The 14,656-nt window shown below is 68.5% G+C and carries 12 protein-coding genes; 6 read left to right on the forward strand and 6 right to left on the reverse strand.

What is annotated here, in order from left to right; translation table 11 throughout:
• Window positions 1–56: 56 nt before the first annotated feature.
• From ACFYRH_RS01525 to ACFYRH_RS01540, 4 genes are all read left to right on the forward strand, one after another.
• Window positions 57–311: a hypothetical protein gene (locus ACFYRH_RS01525; protein WP_387766339.1), complete on the forward strand. Its 255-nt coding sequence runs from the start codon at window positions 57–59 to the stop codon at window positions 309–311.
• A 25-nt stretch (window positions 312–336) separates the two neighbouring features.
• The gene (locus ACFYRH_RS01530) at window positions 337–1,377 is read left to right on the forward strand and encodes a LacI family DNA-binding transcriptional regulator (protein WP_387766342.1); all 1,041 of its coding nucleotides are present in this window, start codon (window positions 337–339) and stop codon (window positions 1,375–1,377) included.
• 69 nt (window positions 1,378–1,446) lie between these two features.
• Complete coding sequence (locus ACFYRH_RS01535) at window positions 1,447–2,949, forward strand: alpha-N-arabinofuranosidase (RefSeq protein WP_387766345.1); 1,503 nt, start codon at window positions 1,447–1,449, stop codon at window positions 2,947–2,949.
• A gap of 22 nt (window positions 2,950–2,971) precedes the next feature.
• Window positions 2,972–3,589: a TMEM175 family protein gene (locus ACFYRH_RS01540; protein ID WP_387766348.1), complete on the forward strand. Its 618-nt coding sequence runs from the start codon at window positions 2,972–2,974 to the stop codon at window positions 3,587–3,589.
• Here the strand turns inward: ACFYRH_RS01540 and ACFYRH_RS01545 are convergent.
• Window positions 3,573–4,025: a GNAT family N-acetyltransferase gene (locus ACFYRH_RS01545; RefSeq protein WP_387766350.1), complete on the reverse strand. Its 453-nt coding sequence runs from the start codon at window positions 4,023–4,025 to the stop codon at window positions 3,573–3,575. The genes ACFYRH_RS01540 and ACFYRH_RS01545 overlap by 17 nt on opposite strands.
• A 158-nt stretch (window positions 4,026–4,183) precedes the next feature.
• Here ACFYRH_RS01545 and ACFYRH_RS01550 point away from each other — a divergent pair, with 158 nt between their 5' ends.
• Window positions 4,184–6,766, forward strand: coding sequence for a GNAT family N-acetyltransferase (locus ACFYRH_RS01550; RefSeq protein ID WP_387766352.1), 2,583 nt, complete (start codon window positions 4,184–4,186; stop codon window positions 6,764–6,766).
• Window positions 6,756–6,926, forward strand: a complete 171-nt coding sequence (locus ACFYRH_RS01555; RefSeq protein WP_387766355.1) for a hypothetical protein — start codon at window positions 6,756–6,758, stop codon at window positions 6,924–6,926. Before ACFYRH_RS01550 ends, ACFYRH_RS01555 begins: the two co-directional genes overlap by 11 nt.
• On the opposite strand, the gene ACFYRH_RS01560 is transcribed toward ACFYRH_RS01555, so the two are convergent.
• From ACFYRH_RS01560 to glgX, 5 genes are all read right to left on the reverse strand, one after another.
• Window positions 6,916–7,734 (reverse strand): SAM-dependent methyltransferase, encoded by an 819-nt coding sequence (locus tag ACFYRH_RS01560; RefSeq protein WP_387766358.1) that lies wholly within the window; start codon window positions 7,732–7,734, stop codon window positions 6,916–6,918. The two genes, ACFYRH_RS01555 and ACFYRH_RS01560, sit on opposite strands and share 11 nt — an antisense overlap.
• Before the next feature lie 224 nt (window positions 7,735–7,958).
• On the reverse strand, window positions 7,959–8,153 hold the full coding sequence (locus ACFYRH_RS01565; RefSeq protein ID WP_387766361.1) for a hypothetical protein: 195 nt from the start codon (window positions 8,151–8,153) through the stop codon (window positions 7,959–7,961).
• A 156-nt stretch (window positions 8,154–8,309) separates the two neighbouring features.
• The gene (gene treZ / locus ACFYRH_RS01570) at window positions 8,310–10,037 is read right to left on the reverse strand and encodes a malto-oligosyltrehalose trehalohydrolase (protein WP_387766364.1); all 1,728 of its coding nucleotides are present in this window, start codon (window positions 10,035–10,037) and stop codon (window positions 8,310–8,312) included.
• Between the two features lie 5 nt (window positions 10,038–10,042).
• Window positions 10,043–12,439 carry a malto-oligosyltrehalose synthase gene (gene treY, locus ACFYRH_RS01575; RefSeq protein ID WP_387766367.1) on the reverse strand — a complete coding sequence of 799 codons (2,397 nt, stop codon included), beginning with the start codon at window positions 12,437–12,439 and terminating at the stop codon, window positions 10,043–10,045.
• Window positions 12,436–14,553, reverse strand: a complete 2,118-nt coding sequence (glgX, locus tag ACFYRH_RS01580; RefSeq protein WP_387766370.1) for a glycogen debranching protein GlgX — start codon at window positions 14,551–14,553, stop codon at window positions 12,436–12,438. Before glgX ends, treY begins: the two co-directional genes overlap by 4 nt.
• Between the last annotated feature and the right edge of the window lie 103 nt (window positions 14,554–14,656).

Here is a 14,656-nt window from a genome sequence, read left to right on the forward strand (position 1 = left end):
TTACTAATTAACAGGCCGTATCGTGGTGGGCAGCAACGATTGCCAGGGAGGGTGCCATGAGCTTCGACAGGCCCGGCCTGCCACACCCCGGCCGTGAACTGGATCCGGCCGTCGAGGACACCTTCCGCGAGGAAGGCGTCGAGATCACCGAGGACGAGTACGACGTCCCGGAGCACCCGGGCGGCCGCTCGGCCGGCCCGCAACCCAACCCACCGCGCCGCCCGCCCCACAACCCGCCGCCCCAGGACACGGCGCCCCAGGACACGGCACCGCACGACACGGCGCCGCACGACACCGCACCGGAGGACTGATCCCACACCTGGCGGGTGCACTACCGTGGCTGCCCACGACGACCGGCAGCCCGGGGGTGATCTGATGGCGGTGACGATGCGCGATGTCGCGCGCGCGGCCGGCGTCTCCCCGAAGACGGTCTCGAACGTGATGAACGGCTACCCGTACATCCGCGACGAGACCCGGACCAGGGTGCTGGCCGCGATCGACACGCTCGGCTACCGGATGAACATCTCCGCCCGGAACCTGAAATCCGGCCGGACCGGCGTCATCGCCCTCGCCGTCCCCGAGCTCAGCAACCCGTACTTCGCCGAGCTGGCCGACGAGGTGATCGAAGCCGCCGGCGCGCACGGCCTCACCGTGATGATCGAGACCACCGGCGCCGATCGCGATCGCGAACTGACCGCACTGGCGCGCCCCCGCGGCCACCTCGTCGACGGACTGCTCTACAGCCCGCTCGGCCTGGGTCCCGAAGACGTCGACGAACTGCAGACCTCCACGCCGATCGTGCTGCTCGGCGAGCGGATCTTCCACGGCCCGGTCGACCACGTGATGATCGACAACGTCGAGGGCACGAAGGCCGTCGTACGCCATCTGCTGGACCAGGGTCGCCGACGGATCGCAGTGCTCGGCATCCGTCCCGGCGAGCAGGTCGGCACCGCAGCCATCCGGTACGCCGCCTACGCCGAGACACTCACGCAGTACGGCGTACCCGTTCCCGCGGAACTCGCGGTCTCCGGAGGAGCGTGGCGCCGGTCGAGCGGGGCCCAGGCGATCGCGGAACTCCTCGATCGAGAGGCCGAGTTCGACGCCGTGTTCGCGCTGAACGACCTGCTCGCGCTCGGCGCGGTCCGCGGGCTCGCCGGACGCGGAATCCGCGTTCCGGAGGACGTCGCGGTGGCCGGCTTCGACAACATCGACGAGTCGGCGTACAGCAGTCCGACGCTCACGACGGTCGACGCCGGGCGGGTGCAGATCGCCCGGACCGCGGTCGACCTGCTGGTCCGGCGGATGAGTGGTGACGACTCAACACCGGAGGAGATCGTCGCGCCGTACCAGCTGCACATCCGCGAATCGACCTCTTGACCGACCACCGACCGGCACCGGATGATCTTCTACATCGATGTACTACACCGATGTAGAAAGGCCTTCCCCGTGATTGCTGCCACCATCACCGTGGACCCCACTTTCCGGATCGCGCCGGTCAACCGGCGGACGTTCGGCACCTTCGTCGAGCACATGGGCCGGTGCGTCTACACCGGCATCTACGAGCCCGGCCACGCGACCGCCGACGAGGACGGTTTCCGCAAGGACGTCCTGGAACTGACCCGTGAGCTGGGTGTTTCCGTGGTCCGCTACCCCGGCGGAAACTTCGTTTCCGGCTACCGCTGGGAGGACGGCGTCGGCCCGCGGGAGTCCCGGCCGCGACGGCTGGACCTGGCCTGGCACAGCATCGAGACCAACGAGTTCGGGCTGGACGAGTTCAGCCGCTGGTGCGCGAAGGCCGGCGTCGAGCCGATGATGGCGATCAACCTCGGCACCCGGGGCGTCCAGGAGGCGCTGGATCTGCTCGAGTACACCAACCACCCGGGCGGAACGGCCTTGTCCGACCTGCGCGAGCAGCACGGCGCGTCGCCGTACGGGATCAAGCTGTGGTGTCTCGGCAACGAGCTCGACGGTCCGTGGCAGGTCGGGCACAAGACGCCGACGGAGTACGGCCGGCTCGCTGCCGAGACGGCGCGCGCGATGCGGATGATCGAGCCGGGTCTGCAACTGGTCGCCTGCGGCTCGTCGTCGTCCAGGATGCCGCTGTTCGGGACCTGGGAACGCGACGTGCTGCGGGAGACGTACGAGTTCGTCGACTACATCTCCTGCCACGCGTACTACGGCAACGACGCCGGTGACACCGCCTCGTTCCTGGCGTCGGCGGTGAACATGGACCACTTCATCGACTCCGTGGTCGCGACCGCGGACCACGTCGGCGCGGAACTCAAGAGCAGCAAGAAGATCAGCATCTCGTTCGACGAGTGGAACGTCTGGTACTCCGACCGCTCGCGCAGCACCGACGGTCCGGGCGACCAGTGGGAGGTGGCGCCGCGACGGATCGAGGACCAGTACAACGTCACCGATGCCGTTGTCGTCGGCAACCTTCTGATCTCACTGCTGCGGCACAGCGACCGGGTCGCGGTCGCCTGCCTGGCTCAGCTGGCGAACGTGATCGCGCCGATCATGACCGAGCCCGACGGCCCGGCCTGGAAGCAGCCGACGTTCCACCCGTTCGCCATCACCTCGAGGCTCGCCGCCGGCGACGTACTGCACCTGCAGACCGAGTCGCCGACGGTCAGCACCGCGGCGTACGGCGACGTCGCGGCGGTGGACGCGGTGGCGACGTACGACGAGGGGCGGCTGGCCGTCTTCGCAGTCAACCGCTCGACCGAGGGCCCGGTCCAGCTCACCGTCGACATCAGCCGCGCCGGTGTGACCACGATCGACGAGGCGGTGATCATCCACGACTCCGACCCGCTCGCGACGAACACGGCCGCGGACCCCGACCGCGTCACCCCGCAGCCGGTCGACGCCCGGCTGCAGGACGGAAAGCTGACGATTACGCTACCGGCGATCAGCTGGACAGCGGTTTCTCTGTCGACGGATCGATGATGCGGGCTCAGACTATGTGCCCGTGAACAACCCGTCCGACCTTGCCGAGACCTCGCGACTGGAAGCCTTCAGCGACGGCGTCTTCGCGATCGCGATCACCCTCCTCGTGCTCGAGCTGCACAGCCCCGAGCTCGAGGAGGGTCAACGCCTCTGGCCGGCGTTGCTGAACGAGTGGCCGCAGTTCGCGGCGTACCTGACCAGCTTCGCGATCCTCGGCATCATGTGGATCAACCACCACTCGATGTTCCGGCAGATCAAGCGCACCGACCGCGGCCTGATGTTCCTGAACCTGTTGCTGCTGCTCTGGGCGACGCTGCTGCCGTTCCCGACGAGTCTGTTCGCGGAACACCTCGAGGACGACTCGATCAACGCGAACGTCGCGGCCGCCGTGTACAGCGCGAACCTGACCCTGGCGGCGATCGCGTTCAGCCTGATCTGGTGGTACGTCCTGCGCAACCACCTGGTCGAGCACCAGATGACCAAGCGCCAGATGCGCACGTCCCTGATCCGGTACTCGATGGGCACGGTGATCTACGGCGCGATGATCGGGGTCTCGTTCATCTCCGCGCAGGTGACACTGCTGGTCGTGTTCCTGCTCGCCGTGTACTACGCGTTCGAGCAGGTCAGGACCCGCGGCTGAACCCGGTAACGAAGATGCCGGGGGCAACCTCCACCCGGCCGGTCTCGGTGTAGCCGCGGGACGTGTAGAGGGCGGTGGCCGGGGCGTTGGCCGAGCCGGTGGAGACCAGGCTGACCGGTCGCGGTTCGATCCGGTCGAGCTCGTCGAGGAGCGCGCGGCCGTGACCACGGCGGGCGTGCGCCGGGTCGACGATCAGGCGGGAGATCTCGACGGTTCGATCGTCCGGAAACTCGTACGCGACCGCGCCGACGAGCAGCGTTCCGTCGTAGCGGCCGAGCCAGTGTTCGGTCGCCGACATCAGGCCGGCGAGGTCCTCGTGGAGCGGCGGGATGCCGTCGAAGCCGATCAGCTCGGCCTCCACGGCGTACGCCGCGTGCTGGATCGCGAGGAGTCGCTCGGCGACCGCGCGGTCGGTGACGTCGAGCGGAGTGATCACGCCGATCAGATTACCGATCCGGAACAGCAGTTCGTGATCGGCACGACGCCTTCCCCGCCATGCCTCACGATGGACCTCCAGCGAGAATTGCTCTTGCGGTGGCGGATAGCTGCTGCGTAAGTTAGCGCAGCCTAACTTAACGTGAGCGAGGAGTCGCAGTGAACGCGAGGGTGTTCCGGGACACGTACGGCGTACCGCACCTGGAGGCCGGGGATCCGCTCGCGTTGGTGTATCTCCAGGGCGTGAACGCCGCGCGCGACCGGGCCTGGCAGATCGAACTGGAGCGCCGCCGGTACCTCGGGACGAGCGCCGCCTTCCTCGGGGCCGAGGCCGCGCCGTGGGACGTCTTCGCCCGCCAGGCCCGGTTGGCGGACACGGCTCGGCAGTGCTTCGAGGCGCTCGACGACGCGACCCGCGAGTGGGTGACGGCGTACGTCGAGGGTGTGAATCACGCGCTGCCGGGTGGGGCCGCTCGCGCTCCGGAGTTCGCGCAGACCGGGCTGACGCTGGAGGAATGGGAGCCGTGGGCGCCGCTCGGGATCTGGCTGGCGGTGCACGTACTGTTCGCCGGGTTCCCGAGCAAGCTGTGGCGGACCCATGTCGCGGAACACCTCGGGGACGACGCGCTCGAGCTCTTCACGTCCGAGGGCCCGCATGGCGCCGGGAGCAACGGATGGCTGATCCCGGGGTCGCATACCGCGACGGGTCAGGCGATCGTCGCCGGCGACCCGCACCGCTACGTCGAGAGCCCTGGCGTCTACCAGCAGATCCAGCTCACGTGTCCGGAGTACGACGTGCTTGGTCTGGCCGTCCCGGGTGTCCCCGGCCTCGCGCATTTCGGGCACACCGGGACTGTCGCGTGGTCCATCACGAACGCGATGGCCGACTATCAGGACTTGTACGCCGAACAGCTGCGGCGTACCCCGGACGGCGTCGAGGCGCTCGGCCCGGATGGCTGGCAGCCGGCGACCAGCCACACCGAGATGGTGGAGGTGGCGGATGCCGAGCCGATCACGGTCGACGTCATCGAGACCGATCGCGGGCCGGTCATCATGGCGACCGTGTCCGGGGCAGTCTCGTTGCGTTATCCGCCGCGGGTGACCGGCCGGTTGGGATTCGAGGCGCTCGGGAACTTGCTGCGGGCAACTACCGTGGGCGATGTCGATGCCGCCTTCGACGAGTGGGTCGAACCGGTGAACGTCGTACTGGCTGCTGATACCACGGGCGGGCTGTTGCATCGAACCGCGGGGATGGTCCCGCGTCGCGAGCGGGCGAACATGCTGCGGGTGGTGCCCGCGTGGGATCCGGCGTACCAATGGGACGGCTGGCACCAGATGCCGCGGACGGATGTCAACGGGCCCGCCGTGATGGCGAACGCCCGTGAACTGGCCGCCGAACTGGGTGTCGAGTTCGCGGCGCCGCACCGCTCGAGCCGGATCCGCGAACTCGTGACCGCCCGCGACGACTGGGCGGTGGACGAGATGCCATCCATCCATACCGACACCCACCTCGGTTCGGCCGGCTCCATCCTGGACCTGCTGACCGATCTCGCCGATCTCTCCCCCACGGCGGTTGCCCTACGCACCGAACTGCTCGCCTGGGACCGGCGCATGGACGCCACGAGTACGACGGCCTCGTCGTACGCCGCTGTTCGCAAGGCGCTCGTCTCCCGGCTGACCGACCACTTCACGAACCTGGAGAACGCGGACGTCGCGGAGATCTTCGCGCCGTGGATGGACCCGCTGACGCATGTCTCCTTCGCCCTCGAGAACCTGCTCGCCACTGACCTCATCCCGGACGTCAACGTCCGCTGGCTGGCTCGGGAAGCACTCGAGGAGGTCGCCGCCCGTAAGCCGCGGCCGCCGTGGGGCGAGACGCATCAGATCGCCCCGTTGCATGCGCTGCGCGGGCCGGTGTTCGCGCCCGGCGAGGAGCCGTACGACCTCGGGCTGTCCGGCGATCACCATTGCGTGCTGTCCACGTCGAGCCTGCCGGGACTGACGGACGTCTGCGTCCGCGCGTCCGCGGCCCGGTATGCGTGGGACCTCGCCGACCGCTCGGCCAGCCGATGGGTGGTGCCGCTGGGCGCGTCCGGCGTACTCGGAGATCCGCATCATCACGACCAGCTCCCGTACTGGTTGCGCGGGTCGCTCCTCCCGGTCGACGGTGCGACGGTCCGCGAGGAACGGACCTACAAGGTCACCGTCGGCGGCTTCGGCGCGGTCGAGATCGCGGAGGCGGATCCGGAGCAGGACCTCGATCTGATCTACGAGTGGGTGACGGCCGAGCGGGCGACGTTCTGGGGTATGCAGGCGTTGTCGCGGGAGGAGATCGCCGCGACGTACTCGTTTCTCGACTCGGTGCCGACGCATCACGTGTACATCGTTCGGCTGGACGGCGTACCGGTCGCGTTGCTGCAGACCTACGATCCACAAGCGGATCCCACCGGGTCCGCGTACGAGATCCAGGCGGGCGACATCGGCGTACATCTGCTGGTCGCGCCCGGCGAAGCGCGGTCGGGCTTCACCGGCAACCTGGTGAACGTCCTCGCCCGCTTCGTCTTCGAGCACCTCGGAAACCCACGCATCGTGGTCGACCCCGACATCCGCAACACCCGGGCAATCACCCGCTTCCACCGCAGCGGCTTCACCCTCGGCCCGAAGGCGACAATCACCCACCCCGACGGCACGTCCAAGACCGCCCAGTTCGCTTTCCTCACCAGGGCAGGATTTGCGGGATAGCGTTGCCCGCGTCGGCGGCGACCCGATGTACCTGTGCCACTGGATGCGCGAGTCCGGCTTCGCCGACCTGCTGCCGACGCTACCGAGCGAGATGGTGTACGTCGGAGTGAGCGCCGGCAGCATGGCGGTCACCGCGAGCCTCGGCGCGCTCAGTCCTTGACGGCGAGGACCGCTGCGATCAGGCGCTGGTAGTCGGTCAGGTCGTCGGGGGCGTCGTCGTTGCGCCACTCCACCGCCGGCACCAGACCGGGCTCCTGGATCGTGAACCCGTCGCCGAACAGCGCCAGGATCTGGTCGTCGGTCCGCCAGCGGCCGCGGCCCAGGGAGCCCTGCAGGACCTGCTCGAGCTCCTGGCTGCGGGGGTCGTTCTCGCTGCGGAAGTGGCTGATGAAGACGTGGCTGCCGGAGGCGATCCGGTCGCTCCAGAACCGGACGATCGCGGCCGGGTCCTCGTCGTCGTTCACGTGGTGCAGAGTCGCACTGAAGATCACGCCGACCGGCAGCGAGAAGTCCACCAGCCTCAGGGTGTCCGGGTGCTCGATGATCGCCTTCGGCTCCCGCAGGTCGGCCTGGATGACCGTGGTGTTGTCGTTCTCGGCGAGCAGCGCGCGGCCGTGCGCGAGCACGATCGGGTCGTTGTCGACGTACACGACCTTGGCGTCCGGCGCGTATCGCTGGGCGACCTGGTGCACGTTGTCCGCGGTCGGCAGGCCGCTGCCGAGGTCGATGAACTGCCGGACCCGCGTGTTCGTGACGATCTCGCGGACCGCGCGGATCAGCGCGCCGCGGTTGTCGTGCGCGATCACCGGCGAGCCGGGCAGTTCGTTGATGAACCGGTCGCCGAACGTGCGGTCGACGGCGAAGTTGTCCTTGCCCCCGAGCAGGTAGTCGTACGTCCGCGCGATGCTCGGCCGACTCGTGTCGAAGTACGGCAGGTTCCCGTTCTGCTGCTTGTCTGCGTCGGCCATCGCACGGACCCTTCCTGTCGAGACAGAGGTCACTCTATGCGACTCGGAAACTACCTCGCTCCCGGCCCGGGCCTGTCCTGGTTGCCCGCTGGGCTGATGGGTTGCCCCCTCGGATTTTCAGGGGGCAAGCCACCAGCTCAGGAGGTAGCCCCTGAGCTGGTGGGTTGTGCGCGCGCCGGCGGTGGCCTGGTCTGGCGGGCCCTGCCACCGGGTGTGTCGTCAGGTCAGCGCGTGTTCCGGTGTGGCGTGGTCGCGGCCGCGGACGGGCGGCGTTCGTGGTTCGTGTCGTGCGCCGCGTGATCCGCGGTGCGTGGGGCCGGGCAGACCGGGCCACGGCGGATCGGCCCGCCGCCCAGCCTCCGGCTCTTCCACTGCTTTTCTTCGTAGTCGTAGTAAGTGTCGACGCCTCCGACTGTCATTCGACCCTCCCGTCGATCCCCCCGTCCCCTGCTGGCCCATCAACGGTCGGTCACGACAACCCCCGCAGACAAGCAATTCCGGAAATCACCACGGATCAACAGGGTTCAACGCAAAGTTCTGTTGGTTTGGTCCACAAATGTGCGTCTTGGAAACTCTCAGACGGAAACAATCGCGATCCCGTGACCGGGCAACCGCACTCCGCCGACCGTCACCTCGGCGCCGCCGAAGGCCATCACCAGGTACTCCGGTGTGTCGGCGACCGGCACCTCGGCGGGCTCGGCCGCCAGATTCGCGACCACGCGCAGACTGCCGCGCGCCACCACCAGCCAGCTCCCGGCCGGATCGTAGGAGATCCCGACGGATTCCAGCCGGTCGTCACGCAGCTCCGGCATCCGGGCGCGGAACGTCAGCAGGTGCCGGTACCAAGCCAGCACCTCGTGGTGCGGCGTCTCGTCCAGCTCGGACCAGTCCAGCACCGAGCTTCGCCAGGTTTCCGGGTCCTGCGGGTCCGGAATCTCGTCGGCATCCCAGCCGAACTCCGCGAACTCCCGCCGGCGCCCCGTCCGCACCGCGTCGGCCAGCGTCGGCTCGTCGAAATCGGTGAAGAACCGCCACGGCGTCGAGGCACCCCACTCCTCGCCCATGAACAACATCGGCGTGTACGGCGAGGTGAGTACCAGCGCCGCGCCGATCGCGAGCTGTCCGGGGGTCAGCGCCGGGCGGTCGCCGAGCGCCCGGTTGCCGATCTGGTCGTGGTTCGAGGTGTAGGCGAGGAACTGGCCACCCCGGTGCGTACGCGGGTCGACGGGTCGTCCCCAGTCCTTGCCGCGGAACGTCGAATAGGTCCCGTCGTGCAGGAACACCCGGGTCAGGGTCTTCGCGAAGACAGCGGGGTCGCCGAAATCCACGTAGTACCCGAACCTTTCGCCGGTCAGGAGCGAGTGCAGCGCGTGGTGGAAGTCGTCGCTCCACTGCGCCGTCATACCCATCCCGCCGGTCGACACCGGCTCCACCGTGCGTGGGTCGTTCAGGTCGGACTCGGCGACCAGGCCGAGCGGCCGGCCGAGCTCTCGCGACAGCGCGGCGGTCTCGGTCGAGAGCTGCTGGAGCAGATGCGTCGGGCTGTCGTCGACCAGCGCGTGTACGGCGTCCAGACGCAGTACGTCGATGTGGAAGTCGCGGAACCAGCGCAGTGCGTTGTCGCAGATCCACCGGCGTACCTCCGTGCTGCCGGTGTCGTCGAGGTTGACCGCGGGACCCCACGGGGTGGTGTGGCGGTCGGTGAAATACGGACCGAAGCTCGCGAGGTAGTTGCCGCTCGGACCGAGGTGGTTGTAGACCACGTCGAGACAAACGGCCAGTCCGGCGTCGTGACACCGGTCGACGAACCGCTGCAGTGCCTCCGGGCCGCCGTACGGGTGGTGGACGGCGTAGAGGTCCACACCGTCGTACCCCCAGCCGTGTACGCCGGGGAACGCGGCGACCGGGAGGAGTGAGACCACCTCGACGCCGAGCACCGCCAGGTAGTCCAAGTGCTCCGCAGCGGCGTCCAACGTTCCTTCGAGCGTGAACGTGCCCAGATGCAGCTCGTAGAACACCGAGCCGTGGACCTCACGACCGGTCCAGCTGTCGTCGCTCCATTCGAAGCGGTCCGCCTCGAAGACCCGGCTGAACCCGTCGACGCCGTCGGGCTGCCACGGACTGCGTGGATCGGGCAGGGGGTCGCCGCCGTCGATGGAGTACGCGTAGTCGGTGCCGTGGTGCGCCTCGACCACCTCACGCTCCCACCAGCCGTCGTCGGCCCAGCGCATCGGCAGTACGCCGTCACGCAGCACCAGGTCGACGTTGGTTGCCTTGGGCACCCAGACGCGGAAGGTGTGCACGAGCCTCAGCTCCTGACCAGCAAGGCAACCGGCAGGTCGGTCAGCAGGTCGTCGATCCGCGCTGCGCCACTGCCGACCTCACGACCGGTCAGCACGTTCTTCCATTGTCCGGCCGGCAGTACGACAGTGCTGTCCCCCCAGCCACCCAGACGCCGCAATGCGGCCGGCAGTCTGGTCGCCACGGTGATGACCGCGTCACCTCGAGCGAACGCGACCGCGTGTCCGTTGGACGTCGGAAGCGGCGTATAGCTGCCTCCGAAGGCGTCCGGGTACTGCCGACGGAGGCGGATCGCGCGCGACGTGACGAGCAGCTTCTCGTCGGACAGGTCCTCTGGCTTGCCCCCTGCGTCCAGGCGCTGCAGCCGCGCGACGCGGTCCTTGTAGTCCACCGGGCGCCGGTTGTCCGGGTCGACGAGCGACAGGTCGACGAGCTCGGAGCCCTGATAGACATCCGGTACGCCGGGCATCGTCAGCTGCACCAGCTTCTGACCCAGCGTCGCGGCCCGGACGTAGTCGGTCTGCTCCTCCGCAAAGCGACGTACCGCGGTGAGCACGTTGTCATCGTGCAGCACGGCTGTGGCGAAGGCGGCGACGGTCTGCTCGTACTCGTCGTCCGGCGAGGTCCAGGACGTGTGCCGCTTCGCTTCGCGGATCGCCTTCAGCAGATAGGCCTGCAGACGGTCCTCGGCGAGCGGTCCGTCGTCCCAAGTGCCGAAGAGCGTCTGCCAGAACAGGTACTCCGTGCTGCCGTCCAGCGCCGGACTCCGGTGGTCCTCCGACAGTCGTCGCCAGTCACGGACCGCCTCGGACCAGGCCGCGGGCCGCTCGGACAGCACGCCGAGCCGGGCCCGGACGTCCTCCGACCGCTTGGTGTCGTGCGTCGACAGCGTGGTCATCGTCTTCGGCCAGTGCTTGTTCAGCTGGGTCGAGTACGCGTGGAACTCCTCCGGAGTGACGCCGAAGTGCTCCGGATCGCCACCGACCTCGTTCAGTGACGTGAGCCGCAGCCACCGGTAGAACGCGGTGTCCTCGACCCCCTTCGCCATCACCGGTCCACAGGTCTGCTGGAAGCGCACGATCAGCTCGGCCCGCGCCTGCTCGTCGATCGTGCTCGTCTCCCGCCCGAGCAGCAGGTGCAGTACGACGTCCAGCGTCGCGTGCCGGTCCTCGGCGAGATTCGCCCGCGCCTTGTCCGCCGCCCGCTCCAACGCGGCCACCGCCGTCGGGGACGGCTCCTCCCCAGGGACGACGTACGCGCGGTAGACGTCGAACTGGACCAGCAGCTCGGCCACGACCTCGTGGAACGCCCGCCGGGTGTGATCACGCAGCCGTACATCGTCCTGACAGATGCGGGCCAACAACTCGACCAGCCGATGCACCTCGGCGTACTGCCCGTGCTGGACGATCTCGCGCTTCGCCTCCTCCACCACCGGCCCGAAGTCGGCCGGCGCACCCGTCAGCTCGGAGTGCAGCGCTGCGAGCGGCGCAGCGCCGGCGGGGTCGATGAACAGACCGCCGACGCGAAGCAGAGCGTCGTACCCGGTCGTGCCGGCGCAGGGCCAGTCGCGCGGGAGCTCCTCCTCGCCCTCGAGGATCTTCTCGACCACGACCCACGCACCACCGGTCCGCTCGGCCAGACGGCGCAGGTAACCACGCGGATCCGCCAGCCCGTCCGGATGGTCGATCCGGTAGCCGTGCAGCTTGCCCTCGTGCAGCAGCGCCAGCAGGAGCTCATGAGTCGCGTCGAAGACCTCCTGGGTCTCCTGACGGACCGCGGCGAGTGTGTCGACGTCGAAGAAGCGCCGGTAGTTCAGCTCCTCGTCGGCGACCCGCCAGTGCGCCAAGCGGTACCACTGCTCGGTGACGAGCTCCTCGAGCGGCAGCTCCTCCGTCCCGGGCCGCAGCGGGTACTCGTGGTCGTAGTACCGCAGTACGTCGCCGTCGACCGACAGCTCGCCGTCGGCCAGCACCTTGCCGATGCGCTGCCCGAGCACCGCCATCAGCAACGGCTGGTTCCCTGAGCCCCAGTCGACGTCGAACCAGTCGGCGTACTGCGAACCGGGCCCGAGCCGCAGCACCGACCACAGCGCCTTGTTCAGGCTCTCCGGGGTCGGCACGGCGACATGGTTCGGTACGACGTCCGCGATCGCACCCAGGCGGTGCTGGGCCAGCTGGAGCGAGAGCCGGTTGAACGCGGCGCGTCCACCCATCGGCTCGGACAGCCGGCTGTGGTCCACCACGTCGTACCCGTGGGTGGACCCTGGGGCGGCCTGGAGGATCGGGGACAGGTAGGCGTGGGAGATCCCGAGGCTCGACAGGTACGGGACTACCGCGGCGGCGTCGTCGAAGCCGAACTCGGCGCGGAGCTGGAACCGGTAGGTGGCCTGCGGGACCCCCATCATCCGGCGGCCTGCCGCGGACGGGTCAGGACCATCGTTGCGCGGGCCTCCAGCTGGACAGTGGTGCCGGCCGGATGCGGCTCGGCGGCCGGTTCACCGGCAACGCTGGTCGTGTCGACCGCGACCGTCCAGCTCTCGCCGTACTCCTCGGGCGGGAGGAGGAAGTCGACCGGCTCGTAGTTGCCGTTCAGCAGGACCAGGAACGAGTCGTCGACCACCGGCTCGCCACGCAGGTCGGGCTCGGAGATCGCGTCGCCGTTCAGGAACACCGCGATCGCCTGGGCGTCGTCGCGCTGCCAGTCGCCACCCTGCATCTCGGTGCCCTTCGGCGTGAACCAGACCAGATCACCGAGTCCGTCGATGCCGGTGTCGCCGTGGAAGAACCGGCGGCGGCGCAGCACCGGGTGGTTGTTGCGCAGCCGGACCAGCGACCGGGTGAACTCGAGCAGGTGCTTCTGCGGCTCGGTGAGCTCCCAGTCGATCCAGGAGATCTCGTTGTCCTGGCAGTAGACGTTGTTGTTGCCGCGCTGGGTGCGGCCGAGCTCGTCGCCGTGGGCGATCATCGGCACGCCCTGCGAGATCATCAGCGTGGTCAGGAAGTTGCGTTCCTGCTTGGCCCGCAGCCGCAGTACCTCGGGATCGTCGGTCGGACCCTCGACGCCGCAGTTCCAGGAGCGGTTGTGGCTCTCGCCGTCGTTGCCGCCCTCGCCGTTCGCCTCGTTGTGCTTCTCGTTGTACGAGACCAGGTCACGCAGGGTGAAGCCGTCGTGGGCGGTGACGAAGTTGATGCTCGCCAGCGGCCGGCGGCTGTCGTCCTGGTAGAGGTCCGACGAACCGGTCAGCCGGGAGGCGAACTCGGCCACCGTGAACTTCTCGCCCCGCCAGTAGTCCCGGACGGTGTCGCGGTACTTGCCGTTCCACTCCGTCCACAGCGGCGGGAAGTTGCCCACCTGGTAGCCGCCGTCGCCGACGTCCCACGGCTCGGCGATCAGCTTCACCTGGCTGACCACCGGGTCCTGCTGGACCAGGTCGAAGAACGCCGACAGCCGGTCCACCTCGTGGAACTGGCGGGCCAGCGTGGCCGCGAGGTCGAAGCGGAAGCCGTCGACATGCATCTCGGTGACCCAGTACCGCAGCGAGTCCATGATCAGCTGCAGCACGTGCGGGTGCCGCATCAGCAGGCTGTTGCCGGTGCCGGTGGTGTCGTAGTAGTGCCGCTTGTCCTCGTCCACGAGCCGGTAGTACGCCGCGTTGTCGATGCCCTTGAAGGACAGCGTCGGGCCGAACTCGTTTCCCTCGGCGGTGTGGTTGTAGACGACGTCGAGGATCACCTCGATGTCCGCCTCGTGCAGAGCCTTCACCATCGCCTTGAACTCGGTCACCTGCTGGCCGCGGGTGCCGGTCGACGCGTAGGCGTTGTGCGGCGCGAAGAAGCCGATCGTGTTGTATCCCCAGTAGTTGGACAGGCCGATCTCCTGCAGGTGCCCGTCCTGGGCGAACTGATGCACCGGCATCAGCTCGATCGCGGACACCCCGAGCTCCTTGAGGTGCTCGATGATCGCCGGGTGCCCGATCCCGGCGTACGTGCCGCGGATCTCCTCCGGCAGGCCCGGGTGGGTCTTGGTGAGGCCCTTGACGTGCGCCTCGTAGATGACCGTCTCGTGGTACGCGTGGCCCGGCGGGCGGTCGGTGCCCCAGTCGAAGAACGGGTTGGTCACCACCGAGAGCATCGTGTGCTCCCGGTTGTCCATCGTGTTCAGCTCGTCCGGGTTGCCGAACCGGTAGCTGAACAGCGACTCGTCACCGTCCAGCTGGCCGTCGATCGCCTTCGCGTACGGGTCCAGCAGCAGCTTCGACGGGTTGCACCGGTGGCCTTCGGCCGGGTTGTACGGGCCGTGCACGCGGAAGCCGTACCGCTGGCCGGGCTGCACGCCCGGCAGGTACGCGTGGTGCACGAAGCCGTCCACCTCGGTCAGCTGCACCAACTGCTCGGTTCCGTCGTCGGCGAGCAGCGCCAGATCGACTCGTTCGGCAACCTCCGAGAACACCGCGAAGTTCGTCCCGGCGCCGTCGTACGTGGCGCCGAGGGGGTAGGGACGACCAGGCCATTTCTGCACTTGATGACAGTAGCCACCCGGACCGCCGGAGGCCGCACGCGGGGTGTTTCGGTGCCAAGAATTCACCCGGCAAGGGGTTGCACGAAGTTACAAGAGCTTTAAC

Source organism: Kribbella sp. NPDC004875 (genome assembly GCF_042873375.1).
Lineage (GTDB): Bacteria > Actinomycetota > Actinomycetes > Propionibacteriales > Kribbellaceae > Kribbella.